This is a genomic window from Cupriavidus sp. NPDC089707 (assembly GCF_044748965.1).
GTDB lineage: Bacteria > Pseudomonadota > Gammaproteobacteria > Burkholderiales > Burkholderiaceae > Cupriavidus.
The window spans coordinates 1-15,168 of sequence record NZ_JBIVHB010000028.1; the positions used below are offsets into that span (position 1 = coordinate 1).

Genomic DNA, 15,168 nt, shown 5'->3' on the forward strand with positions numbered 1-15,168 from the left:
AACCCCTTATGCCTGGTGACCATAGCGAGTTGGAACCACCCCTTCCCATCCCGAACAGGTCCGTGAAACGACTCCGCGCCGATGATAGTGCGGATTACCCGTGTGAAAGTAGGTCATCGCCAGGCTCTTATTGTGCAAAACCCCTCGACAGCGTGTGCTGCGAGGGGTTTTTGCTTTTATGCTTCAGCTTTAAACGCGAGTCCTTCTGTGCCTTGCATCGACGTAATACCATCACGGCTGGACTAGCAATTTTCTCTTCATGTCAGCCGACGGCGCCTGGTATCTCTACCTGCTCGAATGCACCGGTGATTCCATCTACACCGGGATCACGACCGACGTTGCCCGCCGTTTCGCCCAGCATCTGTCGGGAAAAGGCGCGAAATATACTCGATCGCGCAAGCCGATCCGTGTCATGCTCCAGCTTCGTTTTGAATCCAAATCGGAGGCACTGAAAGCGGAAATCGAGATAAAGCGGATGAGTTCGGCGCAGAAGCGTGCATTTTGTGTGCAGCACGAGAGTGCCAAGTAAAACGGCCAGGACCGCAACGCGATCCTGGCCGTTTTGTCTGATAGCGTCGACTCAGACGAGCGTCAGCGTCACGTCAATATTGCCGCGGGTGGCATTCGAGTACGGGCAAACCTGGTGAGCCTGTTCCACCAGCTTCTCCGCCGCCTCGCGCTCGAATCCCGGCAGCGAGATCTTCAGTTCCACCTGAATGCCGAAGCCTTGGGGGATCGGGCCGATGCCAACAGCACCTTCGATCGAGGCGTCTGCCGGAACATTGATCTTTTGCTGGCCCGCCACGTACCGGATCGCACCCAGGAAGCATGCCGAATAGCCAGCGGCGAAGAGCTGTTCCGGATTCAGACCATTGCCGGCGCCGCCCATTTCCTTGGGCACTGCCAGCTTGGCATCCAGTTGGCCATCGGAGGTAGTGGCCCGGCCATCGCGGCCGCCCGTGGCTTTGGCTTGGGCGGTATAAACGACTTTTTCGAGTTTCATTTAAGGCTCCGGTTTGGTTGCCCGCAGGGGCATCTCAAGGCTTGCCGTCATACGGCGGTGGGAAATCGGTACGCGCTGATTCCAGCGTGGACCGCAGTGCATGCAGGCGCTGCGTCAGGGCCTGGATCTCTTCGATCGGGCACTGCGTGGCGCACAACATCTGTTCGGGAATGCGTTCGGCCGCTTTGCGCAGCGCCAGCCCGGAGTCGGTCACGCGCACCAGTACCCGGCGTTCGTCGCCGGTATCACGGTTGCGCTTGACAAGCCCGGCTGCTTCCAGGCGCTTGAGTAGCGGCGTCAAGGTTCCGGAATCCAGCGCAAGTCGTACGCCCAGGTCCGATATCGTTAGCGTCTCGCTCTCCCACAATACAAGCATCACCAGATATTGCGGATAAGTGAGCCCAAGCTCACCAAGCATCGGCTTGTACAGCTTGGTCATAGCCAGCGATGTCGAATACAGAGCAAAGCATAGTTGCCGATCGAGCAGCAGCCAATTTGAGGTGGCGTCGTTGTCGCGTTCCATGTCGATATCTTATACACAATTTAATTGTGCGCAAGATAAAATTTGCGAATCTGTGAAAAGAGGTTATGGCAGCACTCGCAACCTTAAGTCTGTTTTAAGTCTCGGTCGCTAGCATGGTCTCGTCGCGTCGCAATGCCGACGCCAGATCTTCTACGAAAGGACCTGACATGATTCGCCAGACCATTGCTCGCACGGCCGTAGGTATCGCGGCCCTCGCCGCCCTGGGCGGCGGGTATGCCTATCTGCAGAAGGAAGTCGTCACGCCCGGATACGCCGCCTCCATGCCGGCGCCTGTCGCGGCCGCGCAGCCAGCTGCGGCCGTGGCTACCCCGGCGGACTTCTCCGGCATCGTCGCGCAATATGGACCCGCCGTGGTCAATATCAGCGTGACCGCGCGTGCCCAACGCACCGCGGTGCAGATGCCGCCGGGGATTGATCCAGACGATCCGCTGTTCCAGTTCTTCAAGCGTTTCGGCCCTCAGTTCCAGGGTCCGCAAGGTGGCCAACAGCAACTGGTGCGCGGCTTGGGCTCCGGCTTTATCGTCAGCCCTGACGGCCTGATCCTGACCAACGCACACGTCGTCGACGGGGCGCAAGAGGTGACCGTCAAGCTGACCGACCGCCGCGAGTTCAAGGCCAAGGTGCTGGGCACCGATCCGCAGACCGACGTGGCGGTGATCCGCATCGATGCCAAGAACCTGCCGACGGTTCGCCTGGGCGATCCGTCGCAGGTGCGCGTCGGCGAGCCGGTGCTGGCCATCGGTTCGCCGTACGGCTTCGAGAATACCGTGACTGCCGGCATTGTCAGCGCCAAGTCACGCTCGTTGCCTGATGACACTTACGTGCCGTTCATCCAGACCGACGTGGCCGTTAACCCGGGGAACTCGGGCGGCCCGTTGTTCAACCAGCGTGGCGAGGTGATCGGCATCAATGCGCAGATCTACAGCCAGACCGGTGGCTACCAGGGGTTGTCGTTCGCGATACCGATAGACGTGGCCACCAAGGTCCAGCAGCAGCTGGTGGCGACCGGCAAGGTCACGCGCGGCCGCCTCGGTATCAGCGTGCAGGAGGTCAACCAGGCGCTGGCGCAATCGTTCGGATTGCCCAGGCCGACCGGGGCGCTGGTCAACTCGGTCGAGCCGGACAGTCCCGCAGCGCGCGCCGGCCTGAAGCCGGGCGACGTGATCGTGCAACTGGGCAACGACGTGATCGACCATTCGGGCGACCTGCCCGAGCATGTGGCCGACCTCAAGCCCGGCACGCAAAGCTCGCTGAAGATTATCCGCAAGGGTGAGCCGATGACCTTGTCGGTGAAAATCGGCACGGCCAAGGACCAGGTGGTGGCACAGAAGGGCGGTGCCAATGAGGCCAGCGGCCGGCTCGGGCTGGCGGTGCGTCCGCTGTCGCCGGCGGAAAAGCGCGACAGCGGCACTGAAGGCGGCCTGGTGGTCGAAGACGTGAGCGGACCCGCGGCGCGGGTGGGCATCCAGCCGGGCGACGTGATCCTGTCGCTCAACGGCACGCCGATCACTACGGCCGAGCAACTGAAATCGCTGGTGGCAAAGTCTGGCAAGCAGGTGGCGCTGCTGGTGCAACGCGACGATGCCCGCATATTCATTCCGCTCGATATCGGTTAATGCCGATCGATGCGGCGCTGTCCGCAATCGTTAACAGACAAGGCTTTGCCGTTTACACGGGCCGCGCGGGCCGTATACCCAGACCGGTATACGGCCCGCTAAGCCTTATGGGAAGCGGCATTCCGCACAACCAATTACTTACAGAAGGCGCGCCAACAGGTATTATCTCGACTGCGATGCACGAAGCATGCGGCGGTAGCCCCCGCCGGCCCTGGTTCTGCTGAATCGACAAAAAGGAAGTCTATGCAGTTGGATTTCACCCGCGCCACATCGCCGGGTACCGATAGAGCGCGGCGACTGACGTCAACGACGTCGTCGGCCGGCTCCGCGCCGAAGCCCCGGCGGCGCAGGAAGGTAGTCGCCCCGCATTGGGAGCGCGGCTACCGTTCGCATTTCTACCGCAATGAACGCGGCGACAAGCTTGGCGAAGTGCGCCTGTCCGAGCGCGGCGACGTGCCCGTGGTCTACCACTGGGCCGCCGGCAATTACTCTGGCGCAGAAGGTTCGCTCGCCCACGCGCGCGCGCGCGTCGAAGAAACCATCGGTTTTGGCATGCGCCAGCTGTCGCTGTTCTGAGCAGGTATTTCGCCGTTGCCGCGTCTGCCGGCACTGCGACCCGTCCGCGCCATCATCCGCTTGCGCGGCGACTCCGCACCTCCCCCGATTCTTCGCACTGCAGTCCATTTAGCGTTCCGGCCACTGATGGCGGGAAAACACGCGCGTTTCAGGCCAGACGCCGCTGCGCCAGCATGAACACCGCCGCGCCAAGCGCGAGCACCGCAATCAATCGGTAGATATCCTCGCAGGCAATCAGGCTGGCCTGTTGCTCGACCATTGCTGCGAGTTGCGCCAGCGCGCCCTGGTGTGCCTGTGCCATGTCGAAGCCACGCGCGGCCAGCGCCGCCTGCACCGACGCCATCCATTGCTGGGCCTCGGCGGGATGCTGGCCCAGTGCATGCAGCAGGCTGTCGTGGATTGCGAACTGGCGGTTCTGCAGCAGCACCGCGGCCAGCGCCGAGGCAAACGAACTGGCAATCTGCCGCATCAGGTTCTTGCTGCGGTAGCCGTGCGCGAACTCGTCACCGCTTGCGCGGCAAAGGTGTTGAGCCAGCCAGTGGTGGCCAGCGGAATCCTGAGCGCCTGCTCCGCGTAGATCGGAAACAGGTAGCCGCTCAGGTTGCTGATCATGTAGTAGACGAAGTACATCGCGAGGCCGGTCAGTACCACCCGCTGGCGCAACGCGCGAACGTGGAGCACAGGCTCGCGGTGATGCCACTGGTGCCACAGGAAGCCCGCCAGCAGGGCCAGGCCGGCAACGGCCACCAGCGTCAGCCGCAGTGGGTGCGAAAACACGTCGAAGCGCGCCTCGGTCAGTGCCGCCAGCAGCATCATCAGTAGCGTCTGCCGCTGGCGATGACTGAGCCAGCGCAACCAGCGCATGCCGACGCGCAGCCGCGACAGCGGCTGCCAGGACGTGCCGGTCGTCATGGCTGCAGAGTCTGGTGCAGCTGCGTCAGCGCGCGGGTGGCACTGGCAAGGCCGCTCGCGCCCAGCGGTGCCCAGGCCTCGCCGTAGGCGGTATGGACCACGGGCGCGGCTCGCTCCAGCAGGCGCCGGCCGGCTGCGGTCAGGTGCAAGTCGAGGCTGCGCCGGTCCTGCGCCGACACCTGGCGGCGCAGCAGGCCGCGCGCTTCGAGCCCATCGAGCAGCCGCGTCATCTGCGTGCGGGTGGCGTCCAGCGTCGTGCCCAGCTCGGACGGCATGCTGGGCTGGCCTTCGTCGGCCGACAGCATGCTCATCAGCAGGTACTGGTTCATATCCAGTTCAAAGGGGGCGAGGGCCTGGTCGATATGCGCGCGCAGCAGGCGCGCGGTGCGCAGCAGCAGGCGCGATGCCAGGATCAGGTCGCGCGGCGCTTCCGGATGGCTGGCGCAATAGCGATCTATGCGGGCTTCGAAATTCATGGCGGGAAGTGGTCCGCGGGCGGCGGATCGATTACATTCGTGATAATTACAAATGCAATTATATCGAGTGGGAGGATTTTTGCCGGCGTAGCGCGCCGGCGATGTCCCGCGTACCTGCTCGCATGCGCTCTGCCGCCTGGCGTGCGCGCGTCGGATCGCCCTTGCCATAACGCTGCCCGATGTAGGCCGCGGCAACCGCCGCAATGGGCGCGGCAGCCTGTGGGAGTCGGGCGCTGGCGCGTGCGGCGAAGTCTTGCGGGCCTTCGGCGGGTGCGCGCATGCAGCCGTGCCGGGCCAACAGTTCGCAAAAGCGGTCGTAGGCGATGTCGATCGGATCGGACTGCTCCCGGCGCCGCCACAGCGGCACCAGCACGAGCAGGCACAGCACGCCCAGTGCGCCAGCCAGCAGTTGCCCGGCACTGGCCCCGGTGCCGAGGGTGGCCAGCAGGCGCGCCTGTTGCGCGTGGTCATACTGCAGGACCCAGCGCTGCCAGCGGTAGACCATGCCCTCGTAGGCCCAGCGGACGTCCTGCAGCCAGCCCGGCTGGTGGGCCGGGCGCCATGCCGCGGCCTCGGCGCCAAGGGCGGCGTCCAGGCCCTGCTCGATCCGGCTGGGCGCGACCGCGCTGGTCGGATCCACGCGCGCCCAGCCGCGGCCGTCCAGCCAGACTTCGGCCCAGGCGTGGGCGTCGGACTGGCGCACGACGTAGTGGCCGCCAATGGGGTTGTATTCACCGCCCTGGTAGCCGGTGACGACCCGTGCCGGCACCCTGGCGGCGCGCATCAGGAAGACGAAGCTGCTGGCGTAGTGCTCGCAGAAGCCGCGCCGGGTGTCGAACACAAAGCTGTCGACCTGTTCCGCGCCGAGCGGTGGTGGGCTGAGCGTGTAGGCAAACGGCGCGGCGGCAAACAGGCGCAGTGCCGCCTGTACGCGTGCGGCGGGATCGGCGTGCTGTGCGGCCCATGTTGACGCCAGCGCGCGGGCGCGCGGGTTACCGGCGGGCAGGGCCAGCGCCAGCCGGCGCGTGGCGGCATCCAGCGCCTCCAGCGTCTCCGGTGGCGGGGCGAGCATCGAGCGCGCCTGGTAGCGGATGCGCTGGTCCACCGGCTGGCGCGCCATGAACTCGCCGTCTGGCGTGACGGCGGCTTCGGCGGACGACGACAGGGCCTGCCCGCGGTCCAGCATTAGCAGCCAGTGCTGCGAACTGGGCTCCAGCGTGATGCTGTAGTCGACTCCGTGCCCGCCTGCGACAGCAGACGGTGCAGGCGCCAGCGCTTGCAGGCGCTGCCGCGCCGGGCGCCAGGTGGTGCCGTCGTACTCCCACAGCACCAGCGCGCGCCAGTACAGCGCCGCGGCAGGCAGTGGCGGGCCGGCGACCTCGGCGCGCAGCGCCAGCGCCGGTGAGCGGATCAGCTGGCCGACGCTGCCGGGCCGCATGCTGTCGCTGAGGCCGGTGGTGCCGGTGGGCGCGGATTGCGGCAGCTGCCACAGTGGGTGCTCCAGCCGCGGGAACAGCACGAACGTGGCCACTGCCCACGGCAGGCCGAGCAGCGCCATGCGGCCCAGCATCGGCCAGATTGCCAGCCGGCTGCGCGCCTCCGGGTGGTGCAGCAGCAGCCAGTTGCGCAGTACCCAGGCGCCAATTGCCAGGCTGTACAGGGCCAGCCAGAAGGGCTGGTCCGACAGATACAGCGTCAGCAGCAGGTAGAAGGACAACTGTGTGACCAGCGTGGCATCGGCCAGCGCACGGCACTCCAGTAGCTTGAGGATGACGAACGCACCCAGCAGCGCTACCGCCAGCTCGCGGCCCACGCCGCCGCCAGCCTGCCAGGCCAGCGCACTGGCCACCAGCAACACCAGCAGCGCGGTGGTGCCAAGCATCCAGCGCGACGGCAGCGGCGCGCGCCGGCGCCACAGCAGCCAGCGCCAGCCGAGCAGCAGCACCAGCAGCAGGCTGACCGACACCGGCAACGTCCGTGCCTGCGGCGCCAGCACCAGCGCCAGCTGGCCGAGCAGCATGCCGTGGTCTTCATGCCGCAGCGAACGCGCCACGGTGTTCATGGGCGGGCTCCGGGCCGCGCCGGATACCGCGGCCACAGCGCCAGCGCTTCCAGGCAGGCGCGCCGATGGCTCGCGCCGCTTGCGGGCGGCAGTTCAAGACCCGGCAGGCGCAGGCCGATTTCCGCATCGTCCGGCGCGGCCAGCAGCCAGGCGCACAGCCGCGATAGCCGCGCTTCGGTGTCCATGCCCGCGGGCATCGCCTGCCAGTCGAGCCAGCGCGCCGGGCGTTGCGGCGGATCGCCACTGCGGCTCAGCCACCGGCCGGCGCGCGCGCTGTGCTTCCACGCGATCCGGTGCAGCGGGTCGCCGCTGCGGTAGCGCCGCAACTGGTCGATGCCGTCGTCGCTCGGCACGGCGGCCGCCGCATGTCCCGCGTCGTCCGCGCCTGGGCGATGCGCGGCGGGCGGGGGCGGTGCGTTGGCTTCCGGCGCCGGATAGACCAGCGTCGACAGCGGCAGGTCCGCATGGCTCCAGACGCGGAATAGCCCGAATGGGAAGCGGCTGCTGATCACCACGCGCGGCAGCGCCAGCCGTCCGCGCTGCGGCGCCGGCACGTGCAGCGCAAGCGCGCCGCTGGCGTTGCCGTCGAGCGTCAGCGTGGCGGGAGCCACGTCGGGCAGCGCCGGCACGCGCGCCTCGATGCCGATGCGCGCACCGGTTTCCGCGTTGTCGACGCGCAGCGCAAACACTGCCAACTGGCCGGCATGCACCGGCGCCACCGGGCCCGCGCTTACCGACAGTTCGAGCAGATTGCGATACGCCAGCCACATGCACGACATGCCCATGCCGGCCAGCAGGAACGTCAGCGCGAAACCCAGGCTGATGTTGTAGTTCAGCGAGGTCAGCAGCATCGCGCTGAGCAGCACGGCAAAGCCGATGCCGCCCCGCGCGGGAAGGATATAGAGATGGCGCCGGTCCAGCCGCACCGTGCCGCCGGACGGCCGGCGTGCGGCAATGCGCTGGCGGAAGAGCCTGGCGGACGCGAACAGCCCCGGCCTGGACAAGCGATGGTGTGCGGCGGCGCCCCCATTGTTATGCGACGTCCGCAGCGGATCGCTCGCCATGGGCGTCAGGGGATGGCCACGCCGGCAAGCAGTGCCGCCAGCTCGCCATCCACCGCGGCGGGGCTGCCGCCGCCCGCCGGCAGCAGCCTGTGTGCGGCAACGGCGGCAAAGACCGCCTGCACATCCTCAGGCAGCACCAGTTCGCGCTGCCCCAGCAGGGCCCATGCGCGCGCACAGGCCAGCAGCGACAGCCCGGCACGCGGCGACAGGCCCGCGGCAAAGCCGCCGTGGTGGCGCGTGGCCTGCACCAGTGCCAGCACATAATCGACCAGGGCGGGGCTGGCGTACACCTGCGCGGCGGCCTGCTGCAAAGCCAGCACCTGCGCGGCATCCATGACTGGCGTGGCTTCCGCCGCGCTGGCGCCGCCGAGGTACAGCACGCGCTCGAAGGCCGGATCGGGATAGCCCAGCGACACGCGCATGGTAAAGCGGTCGAGTTGCGATTCAGGCAGCGCATGGGTGCCCAGCTGCTCCAGCGGGTTTTGCGTGGCGATCACGAAAAACGGTGCCGGCAGTGCGTGCGTGGTGCCGTCGTGCGTCACCTGCCGCTCGGCCATGGCTTCGAGCAGTGCGCTCTGGGTCTTGGGCGGAGCCCGGTTGATCTCGTCGGCCAGCACTACCTGCGCGAACACCGGGCCGCGGTGGAAGCGGAATTCGCCCGCATCGCGCACGAACACCGAGACGCCGATCAGGTCCGCCGGCAGCAGATCGCTGGTGAACTGCACGCGCTGGTACTGCAGCCCGAGCGTATGCGCCAGCGCATGCGCCAGCGTGGTCTTGCCCACGCCGGGCACGTCTTCCAGCAGCAGGTGGCCCCCCGCCAGCATGCAGGCCAGCGCCAGCCTTACTTGCCGCGGCTTGCCGAGGACGATGCGGCCCAGCTGGGCCTGGGCCTCGGCCAGCGAAGCGACGATGCGTGGGCGAGCTGTCACGTTGGACCTCGGCGCAAAGGAGTTTGGAAGGGAGCCGGACCGGCGGCAAAAGTGGGGGACGCAGTCCAGCGCATTGTAGCGGCGTGCGCGGCACGCGGCACCGTCTGTTTCCGAACGGAGACACCCCGGGGCAGGCGGCGGTGCACCTGAATGGCGCAGCGGTTGCGCCAGATTGCGCCGGTTCTGGCATCATGAGCCTGTCGGGCCACCGACGGCCCACCCGTGCTTCTTTCTCCTTCCGCTGCAATGACTGCCTCGCTGGATCCCGCTGCCGACCTGCCTGCCGACCTTCCTGCCGCTGCCGTGCTGACCCCCGACGCTGCCGATTCCGACGCGCTGCTGCGCCTGGCGCAGGCCTTTCACGCCAACGGCTTCGTGATCCTGCGCGGCTTCGGCAACGAGGAAGACTGCGCCGCGCTGGAAGCGGTGGCGCGCAAGCACCTGGCGGCGGTGGTGCCACCGGTGGAGTTCGAGGCCGACCTGGGCTATCCCGGCGCCCCGGCCGCGCGCGACGCCGCCGGCGGCGGCACCGTCAGGCGGCTGCGCCAGGCCTACGGCCGCGACGTGGTGTTCCACGACTGGGCCACCGACCCGAAGCTGGTGTTGGTGGTGCAGGCGCTGCTGGGCGAACCCGCATGCCTGACGCTGGCGCACCACAACTGCGTGATGACCAAGCACCCGCACTACGGCAGCCAGACCGGCTGGCACCGCGATACGCGCTATTGGTCGTTTGCCAAGCCCGAACTGGTGACGGTGTGGCTGGCCCTGGGCGACGAGGACGAAAGCAACGGCGTGCTGCGCGTCATCCCGGGATCGCACCGCGCGGCGCTGGAGCCGGGCCAACTGGATCCGGCCGAGTTCCTGATCGAGGCGCACCCCGCCAGCCAGCCGCTGCTGCAGGCGGCGCGCCCGCTCGCGCTGCACCGCGGCGATGTGCTGTTCTTCGATAGCCGGCTGTTCCATGCGGCGGGGCGCAATGCCTCCAACGCGGTCAAGCTGTCGGTGGCCTTTGCGTATTTCGGCGCCAGCAACCGGCCGCTGGACGGCACGCGTTCGGCGGAGTTCGGCAGCGTGGCGCTGCCGGTGGCCGGCTAAGCCGGCCGGCGCGGGCGGCGTTCAGGTACGCAGCCCGACCAGCCCTGAAATTTTCTCCGAAGCTTCGAGCAGCGGCGGCAGGAAGCGCTCCAGCATTTCCTGCGCGCTGGTGCGGTTGGCCTGGCCGCTGATATTGATCGCGGCGATGGTCTGGCCGGCGCGGTTGCGGATCGGCGCCGCCAGCGACACCAGTCCCTCTTCCAGCTCCTGGTCGTTGAGGGCCCAGCCGCGCTTGCGGATATCGGCGACGATGGCTTTCAGCGCATCGATGTCGGTCACGGTGCGGCCGGTGCGCGCGCGCAGCTCGGTGGCGCGCAGCACGCCGTCCAGCTCCGCTTCATTCAGCCCCGCCAGCAGCACGCGGCCCATCGACGAGCAGTACGCCGGCAGCCGGCTGCCGATCGACAGGTTGATGGTCATGATCTTGCGCGCCGGCACGCGCAGCACGTAGACGATCTCGGTCCCATCCAGCACGGAGATCGAGCAGCTTTCATGCACCTGCTGCGACAGGGTCTCCATGATCGGCTCGGCCAGGTTCCAGAACGGCATCGAGGTCAGGTAGGCAAAGCCAAGGTCGAGGATCTTGGGCGTCAGCCGGAACAGCCGCCCGTCGGCCTGCACATAGCCCAGTCCCACCAGCGTCAGCAGGATGCGGCGCGCGCCCGCGCGCGTCAGGCCGCTGGCCTGGGCGATTTCCGTCAGCGTCTGCGCGGGGTGCTGGGCATTGAAGGCCCGGATGACCGACAGCCCGCGTGCAAAGGACTGCACATAGCTGTCGCTTGGCTTCTCGGGCGCGGCGGCGCTGCCTGCGCTCTGGGGCGCCTGCGCGTCGCGGGGGGAGTCGGTGGAACTGGCCATCGGTGTAGCACCGGCGCGGGCCGCCGGATTGGCACGGAAAGGCCGAAAGGGTAGAGGAAATGGCGGCACAACGCCAGTACCGGGCCGCCAGCGGCGCGACCGCGGCATGGGTTTGGCGGCGCCCGCGCGCAGCGCCGCCGCCATGCTGTCTCCTGCACCGCCTCCCTTGTTATAGGAGGAGGATGACGTCCTAGCGGAAGCTGCGCTGCACCAGCACGAACACCGCGCCGAGCACGCAGATCACCGCGAAGCCGTGCAGCATGTCCATGCCGGCCAGCAGCGTGGCCTGCCGGTCGATTTCCTGCGAGATCTTGGCCAGCCCCGCGGCCGACAGCGCATCGGGCGTTTGCAGCGCGGGGTTGAAGCGCGTGACCTGCTCGGCCAGGTGGGTGCGGTGCTCGGCCAGCCCGTCCTGCATGAACACGCTGGCCAGGCCGGTACCCACGGCCGAGGCAATCTGCTTGCACACGTTCTTGAACTGGTAGGCGTGCGAGAAATCCTCGACCGGCACCTCCAGGTAGGTCATCGATGCCACCTGCACCATCAGCAGCACCGGCGTCAGCCCTTCCAGCAGCACCACGGGCACCAGCGCGTAGTCGGGCGCACCCGGCATCAGCTGGTGCGAAAACAGCATCGCGGCGCAGGCATAGACGATAAAGCCAAGTGCGATCACGCGCCGCTTGCGGAACACCAGCGCCATACCCAGCGTGATGACGATGGCGCCGATGGTTGCCACCGTGCCGCTGGTTGCCAGCAGCATGCAGGTGGTGCGGAAGGTCAGGCCCAGGCCGGTCTGCGTCAGCGACGGCAGCAGGAAGGCCCATGCCGACGACATCAGGTAGTACAGCGTGTAGAAGCCCAGCCCGTAGAGATACTGGCGCCCGGCCAGCCGCGACAGGTCGATCCACGGGTCGGGATGGCGGTATAGCCGCCAGCCGGCGAAGGCGAACAGCGCCAGGCCGCACAGCGCGGCCAGCGGCATTTCCAGCGAACTGAAGAAGCGTGTGTAGCGCATTTCCTGCAGCGTGTGCAGGAACACCAGCGCACCGGCCGCCGCCGCGATCGCGGCGGGCCAGTCCAGTGTCGACACCGGCGGATGCGGGTCGCGCGGCGCGCGCGTGGGGTAGGTCAGCGCCACCGACAGCAGCACCGGCAAGGCAATGCCGGCCTGGAACAGGAACACCGCGCGCCAGCCGATATCGTCGAGGAAAATGCTGGTCAGCCACGGCGTGATCGCCAGCATCGAGAACGCGCCGCCGCCGAAGCGCAGCATCAGCGCGCCGCGTTCGGCCGGCGTCGACACCAGTTGCACCAGGATGCGCGAGGCCGCGAACAGGCCCCCGGCGCCCAGGCCCTGCACCGCCTTGCCGGAGATCAGCCCGGCGGGGCTGGCAAACTCGGCGCAGATCAGCGAACCCAGGATGAACACCACCAGCGACGCCAGCGTAAAGCGCTTGTACGTGGTGCGGCGCGCAACCTGGTCGAGCACCATGTTCATCAGCACCGCAGTGGCGGCATAGGCCGAGACCGCATACAGGTAATCTTCGGGCGCGGCGCCGACGCCGCCCTGGATATGCTGGCTGGCCACGCCCATCATCAGCGTGGAAGAAAAGTCGATGCCGGTGACCAGGCCGAGCGTCAGGCCGAACAATGAAAGACGCCAGTGACCCATTTCGGGGTGACTGGCGAGTTGCATGCGGGGGTGCGCTGGGGCGGAGGCCGGGATCGAGGCGGGAGCGGAGGCTGCCGGGACTGTCGTTGCCAGCGCCAGGGCTGAGCCGTCCGGTGCCGCCGGTGCAGGCGTTTGTTGCATCGCTAAAGCATAATGTCGCGTGCCGCAGAGAACTACAGGCTGTCAGGGAAACATTGTCCGGTGAATCAAACAATTCAATGGAACGACTGGGAAGCGTTCTGCTGCGTCGTTGAGCAGGGAACGTTCACGGCCGCGGCGGAGCAGCTCGATTGCCCCAAGTCGCGCGTCTCGGCCGCGGTGGCGCGGCTGGAAACCGCCATCGGCGCCAAGCTGCTGGAGCGCACCACGCGGCGTATGCGCCTCACCGATGCCGGCAAGGCCGTCTATCGCGATGTGGCGCCGCTGTTTGCGCGGCTGCGCGAGATCCGCCAGGAGACGCTGGCGCGCGAAGAACGCGTGCAGGGCGTGCTGCGCATTGCCACGCCTTATGAATTCGGCGCCCAGCAACTGGGCGGGGTGATCTGCCGCACACTCGCCGCGCATCCGGCACTCGATGTGGCGGTGGAAATCACGCAGGGACTGGTCGACCCGATCCGCGATGGGTTTGACGTGGCTTTCGTCATCGTCGATGCCGACCTGCCCGACTCGGGCACGGTGGCCCGCCGCATTTACCACGTCGAGCGCGGCCTGTTTGCCGCGCCGTCGCTGGCGGCCAGCCTCCCGGCGCAACTGCGCCCGGAAGACCTGGCCAACATGCCGACGCTGACCACGCCCGGCGACACCGTCTGGGAATTCTCCCGCGACGGCGAGTCCGTCTCCGTGCCGATCCGCCCGCGCATGCAGACCTTCAACGCTGAACTGCGCCTCCAGGGCGCGCTGGCCGGCCTCGGCATCGCGCGCCTGTCGGTGAATTACTGCGAGGCCGAGATCGCGCAGGGCCGCCTGGTGCGGGTGCTGCCGGACTTCCCGCTGCCGCCGCTGCGCGTGTTTGCGCTGCTGCCGGACCGGCGCCTGCAGCCGCGCAAGGTGCGCGTGTTCATGGAAGCGATCGAGTCGATGATGGTGTCGGAGCTGGGGCCCGAGTCAGGCCTCGAAGGGGTCGAGCCCGGCGAGTGGGCGAGGGAAGGCGCTGTGCCCGAGGGCGACGCGCAGGCGGACGTGGGGGATGTGGAGGACGTGGAGGACGTGGAGGACGGAAGCGGCCTGGCACAGGGAGAGGCCCGGCCGGCGGGTTGAGGACGCCGGCGGGCCGCCACGGCGCGAGGCCGCGGCAAGGGAAAACGCGGATGCTCAGGCGCCTTCGGTGAAGCTGTCGCGGCGGTCGGTGATGGCGGCGCCGTCGGTGAACGGATCGACCTTGCCTTGCTTCGCACCGTCGGTGTACGGATCGGCGCGGCCGATGCGGGCGCCGTCCAGGAACGGGTCGACCTTGCCGACGTGGGCGATGCTGCCGTCCAGACGTGCGATATCGGAAACGGGTTCAGAGGCGTGCGCGGCAACGGCGGCAAACGACAGGCCGGCCGCGCACAGCAGGGAAAGCGCCAGACTGCGGCGTTGTGCGAGGGTCTTCATGGTGTGTGGTCCTTCTTGGCAGGGTTCGTGGCTGCAGCGCCACGTTGCCTGTAATGTAGGACTTCACACTAAGCAGAAAAAGCGTCAATTCTCGAAACACTGTCCAGGCATCTGGACAATGCGCCGATCCGCACCGGCGCCATCGCAGCGGCCTGCGGTCCTCAAAAGTGCATGTTGAACACGCTCGCGCCCAGCCTGGCGATCACCATCAGCAGGATCTGCGCGATCACGAACAGCACCAGCGGCGAGATATCGAAGCCCCCCAGGCGCGGCACCACGCGCTGGATCGGGCGCAGCACCGGCGCGGTCAGGTGGTCGATGGCGGGCGTGATCGGCGAATGCGGGTTGACCCACGACAGGATCGCCATCAGCAGCGTGACCCACATCACCAGGCTGATCGCCCACTTCAGCACGTACAGCAACGCGGTCAGCAGCACCGCCGGCAGGAACGCCAGCAGGTCGGCGTTGCTGAACAGCGCGACCAGCAACAGGAACACGACCGCCGTCAGCCAGGCCGCCACCACCGTGGCCCAGTCGATGCCGCCCACGCCCGGGATGATCCGGCGCAGCGGCCGCACCAGCCAGTCGGTGATCTGGAACACGCCCTGCGAGACCGGGTTGCGCGTCGGCAGCCGCGTCAGCTGCATCCAGACGCGCAGCAGCAGGGCCATGCCGAACAAGGTAAAGATGGTATCCAGCAGGAAGAGGGCGATTTCCGTAAACATCGATGCGGTTTCCGGTGGGTTAGGGTGTCTGCAACCGCAC

Annotated in this window: 15 protein-coding genes, 1 rRNA gene and 1 pseudogene; 6 read left to right on the forward strand and 11 right to left on the reverse strand. The window is 67.5% G+C overall.

What is annotated here, in order from left to right; translation table 11 throughout:
* Positions 1-11 precede the first annotated feature (11 nt).
* A 5S ribosomal RNA gene (gene rrf, locus ACIP1U_RS28545) occupies positions 12-125 on the forward strand.
* Between the two features lie 134 nt (positions 126-259).
* Complete coding sequence (locus ACIP1U_RS28550) at positions 260-529, forward strand: GIY-YIG nuclease family protein (RefSeq protein ID WP_400322309.1); 270 nt, start codon at positions 260-262, stop codon at positions 527-529.
* A 51-nt stretch (positions 530-580) separates the two neighbouring features.
* Here the strand turns inward: ACIP1U_RS28550 and ACIP1U_RS28555 are convergent, their stop codons facing one another.
* Together ACIP1U_RS28555 and ACIP1U_RS28560 are read right to left on the reverse strand one after the other, a co-directional pair.
* Positions 581-1,003: an organic hydroperoxide resistance protein gene (locus ACIP1U_RS28555; protein WP_400322310.1), complete on the reverse strand. Its 423-nt coding sequence runs from the start codon at positions 1,001-1,003 to the stop codon at positions 581-583.
* A 34-nt stretch (positions 1,004-1,037) separates the two neighbouring features.
* A complete protein-coding gene (locus ACIP1U_RS28560) occupies positions 1,038-1,526 on the reverse strand; it encodes a MarR family winged helix-turn-helix transcriptional regulator (RefSeq protein ID WP_400322312.1) in 489 nt (162 codons plus the stop codon).
* Between the two features lie 167 nt (positions 1,527-1,693).
* Here ACIP1U_RS28560 and ACIP1U_RS28565 point away from each other — a divergent pair, with 167 nt between their 5' ends.
* Both ACIP1U_RS28565 and ACIP1U_RS28570 read left to right on the forward strand, forming a co-directional pair.
* Positions 1,694-3,163 (forward strand): DegQ family serine endoprotease, encoded by a 1,470-nt coding sequence (locus ACIP1U_RS28565; protein WP_400322314.1) that lies wholly within the window; start codon positions 1,694-1,696, stop codon positions 3,161-3,163.
* A gap of 243 nt (positions 3,164-3,406) precedes the next feature.
* Entirely contained in the window at positions 3,407-3,739 is a 333-nt protein-coding gene (locus tag ACIP1U_RS28570; RefSeq protein ID WP_400322316.1) for a hypothetical protein, read from the forward strand.
* Positions 3,740-3,887: 148 nt separating this feature from the next.
* Here ACIP1U_RS28570 and ACIP1U_RS28575 read toward each other — a convergent pair.
* The 5 genes and pseudogenes from ACIP1U_RS28575 to ACIP1U_RS28595 all read right to left on the reverse strand — a co-directional run.
* Positions 3,888-4,558: pseudogene (locus ACIP1U_RS28575) on the reverse strand (MFS transporter); the annotation flags it as partial.
* Between the two features lie 89 nt (positions 4,559-4,647).
* Positions 4,648-5,127 (reverse strand): MarR family winged helix-turn-helix transcriptional regulator, encoded by a 480-nt coding sequence (locus tag ACIP1U_RS28580; RefSeq protein ID WP_400322318.1) that lies wholly within the window; start codon positions 5,125-5,127, stop codon positions 4,648-4,650.
* Between the two features lie 58 nt (positions 5,128-5,185).
* A complete protein-coding gene (locus ACIP1U_RS28585) occupies positions 5,186-7,189 on the reverse strand; it encodes a DUF3488 and DUF4129 domain-containing transglutaminase family protein (protein ID WP_400322320.1) in 2,004 nt (667 codons plus the stop codon).
* Positions 7,186-8,253: a DUF58 domain-containing protein gene (locus tag ACIP1U_RS28590; protein ID WP_400322322.1), complete on the reverse strand. Its 1,068-nt coding sequence runs from the start codon at positions 8,251-8,253 to the stop codon at positions 7,186-7,188. Before ACIP1U_RS28590 ends, ACIP1U_RS28585 begins: the two co-directional genes overlap by 4 nt.
* A gap of 5 nt (positions 8,254-8,258) precedes the next feature.
* Positions 8,259-9,185 carry an AAA family ATPase gene (locus ACIP1U_RS28595; protein ID WP_400322323.1) on the reverse strand — a complete coding sequence of 309 codons (927 nt, stop codon included), beginning with the start codon at positions 9,183-9,185 and terminating at the stop codon, positions 8,259-8,261.
* A 246-nt stretch (positions 9,186-9,431) separates the two neighbouring features.
* Here ACIP1U_RS28595 and ACIP1U_RS28600 point away from each other — a divergent pair, with 246 nt between their 5' ends.
* The gene (locus tag ACIP1U_RS28600; RefSeq protein ID WP_400322324.1) at positions 9,432-10,280 is read left to right on the forward strand and encodes a phytanoyl-CoA dioxygenase family protein; all 849 of its coding nucleotides are present in this window, start codon (positions 9,432-9,434) and stop codon (positions 10,278-10,280) included.
* A 21-nt stretch (positions 10,281-10,301) separates the two neighbouring features.
* On the opposite strand, the gene ACIP1U_RS28605 is transcribed toward ACIP1U_RS28600, so the two are convergent.
* Entirely contained in the window at positions 10,302-11,138 is an 837-nt protein-coding gene (locus ACIP1U_RS28605) for an IclR family transcriptional regulator (RefSeq protein ID WP_400322326.1), read from the reverse strand.
* A 190-nt stretch (positions 11,139-11,328) separates the two neighbouring features.
* Positions 11,329-12,951: an MFS transporter gene (locus ACIP1U_RS28610; RefSeq protein ID WP_400322328.1), complete on the reverse strand. Its 1,623-nt coding sequence runs from the start codon at positions 12,949-12,951 to the stop codon at positions 11,329-11,331.
* Between the two features lie 60 nt (positions 12,952-13,011).
* Between ACIP1U_RS28610 and ACIP1U_RS28615 the strand changes: the two genes are divergently transcribed.
* The gene (locus ACIP1U_RS28615) at positions 13,012-14,067 is read left to right on the forward strand and encodes a LysR family transcriptional regulator (protein WP_400322329.1); all 1,056 of its coding nucleotides are present in this window, start codon (positions 13,012-13,014) and stop codon (positions 14,065-14,067) included.
* 54 nt (positions 14,068-14,121) lie between these two features.
* Here the strand turns inward: ACIP1U_RS28615 and ACIP1U_RS28620 are convergent, their stop codons facing one another.
* Together ACIP1U_RS28620 and ACIP1U_RS28625 are read right to left on the reverse strand one after the other, a co-directional pair.
* Positions 14,122-14,403, reverse strand: a complete 282-nt coding sequence (locus tag ACIP1U_RS28620; protein WP_400322330.1) for a hypothetical protein — start codon at positions 14,401-14,403, stop codon at positions 14,122-14,124.
* Positions 14,404-14,564: 161 nt separating this feature from the next.
* The gene (locus tag ACIP1U_RS28625; protein ID WP_400322332.1) at positions 14,565-15,128 is read right to left on the reverse strand and encodes a YggT family protein; all 564 of its coding nucleotides are present in this window, start codon (positions 15,126-15,128) and stop codon (positions 14,565-14,567) included.
* Positions 15,129-15,168: the final 40 nt, after the last annotated feature.

Excerpts from the sequence above, each read along its gene's own strand:
- ACIP1U_RS28565 (WP_400322314.1), top strand. The coding sequence starts at position 1,694 with ATGATTCGCCAGACCATTGCTCGCACGGCCGTAGGTATCGCGGCCCTC.
- ACIP1U_RS28590 (WP_400322322.1), bottom strand. The coding sequence starts at position 8,253 with ATGGCGAGCGATCCGCTGCGGACGTCGCATAACAATGGGGGCGCCGCC.
- ACIP1U_RS28610 (WP_400322328.1), bottom strand. The coding sequence starts at position 12,951 with ATGCAACAAACGCCTGCACCGGCGGCACCGGACGGCTCAGCCCTGGCG.
- ACIP1U_RS28605 (WP_400322326.1), bottom strand. The coding sequence starts at position 11,138 with ATGGCCAGTTCCACCGACTCCCCCCGCGACGCGCAGGCGCCCCAGAGC.
- ACIP1U_RS28560 (WP_400322312.1), bottom strand. The coding sequence starts at position 1,526 with ATGGAACGCGACAACGACGCCACCTCAAATTGGCTGCTGCTCGATCGG.
- ACIP1U_RS28620 (WP_400322330.1), bottom strand. The coding sequence starts at position 14,403 with ATGAAGACCCTCGCACAACGCCGCAGTCTGGCGCTTTCCCTGCTGTGC.
- ACIP1U_RS28550 (WP_400322309.1), top strand. The coding sequence starts at position 260 with ATGTCAGCCGACGGCGCCTGGTATCTCTACCTGCTCGAATGCACCGGT.
- ACIP1U_RS28580 (WP_400322318.1), bottom strand. The coding sequence starts at position 5,127 with ATGAATTTCGAAGCCCGCATAGATCGCTATTGCGCCAGCCATCCGGAA.
- ACIP1U_RS28600 (WP_400322324.1), top strand. The coding sequence starts at position 9,432 with ATGACTGCCTCGCTGGATCCCGCTGCCGACCTGCCTGCCGACCTTCCT.
- ACIP1U_RS28625 (WP_400322332.1), bottom strand. The coding sequence starts at position 15,128 with ATGTTTACGGAAATCGCCCTCTTCCTGCTGGATACCATCTTTACCTTG.
- ACIP1U_RS28585 (WP_400322320.1), bottom strand. The coding sequence starts at position 7,189 with ATGAACACCGTGGCGCGTTCGCTGCGGCATGAAGACCACGGCATGCTG.
- ACIP1U_RS28570 (WP_400322316.1), top strand. The coding sequence starts at position 3,407 with ATGCAGTTGGATTTCACCCGCGCCACATCGCCGGGTACCGATAGAGCG.
- ACIP1U_RS28555 (WP_400322310.1), bottom strand. The coding sequence starts at position 1,003 with ATGAAACTCGAAAAAGTCGTTTATACCGCCCAAGCCAAAGCCACGGGC.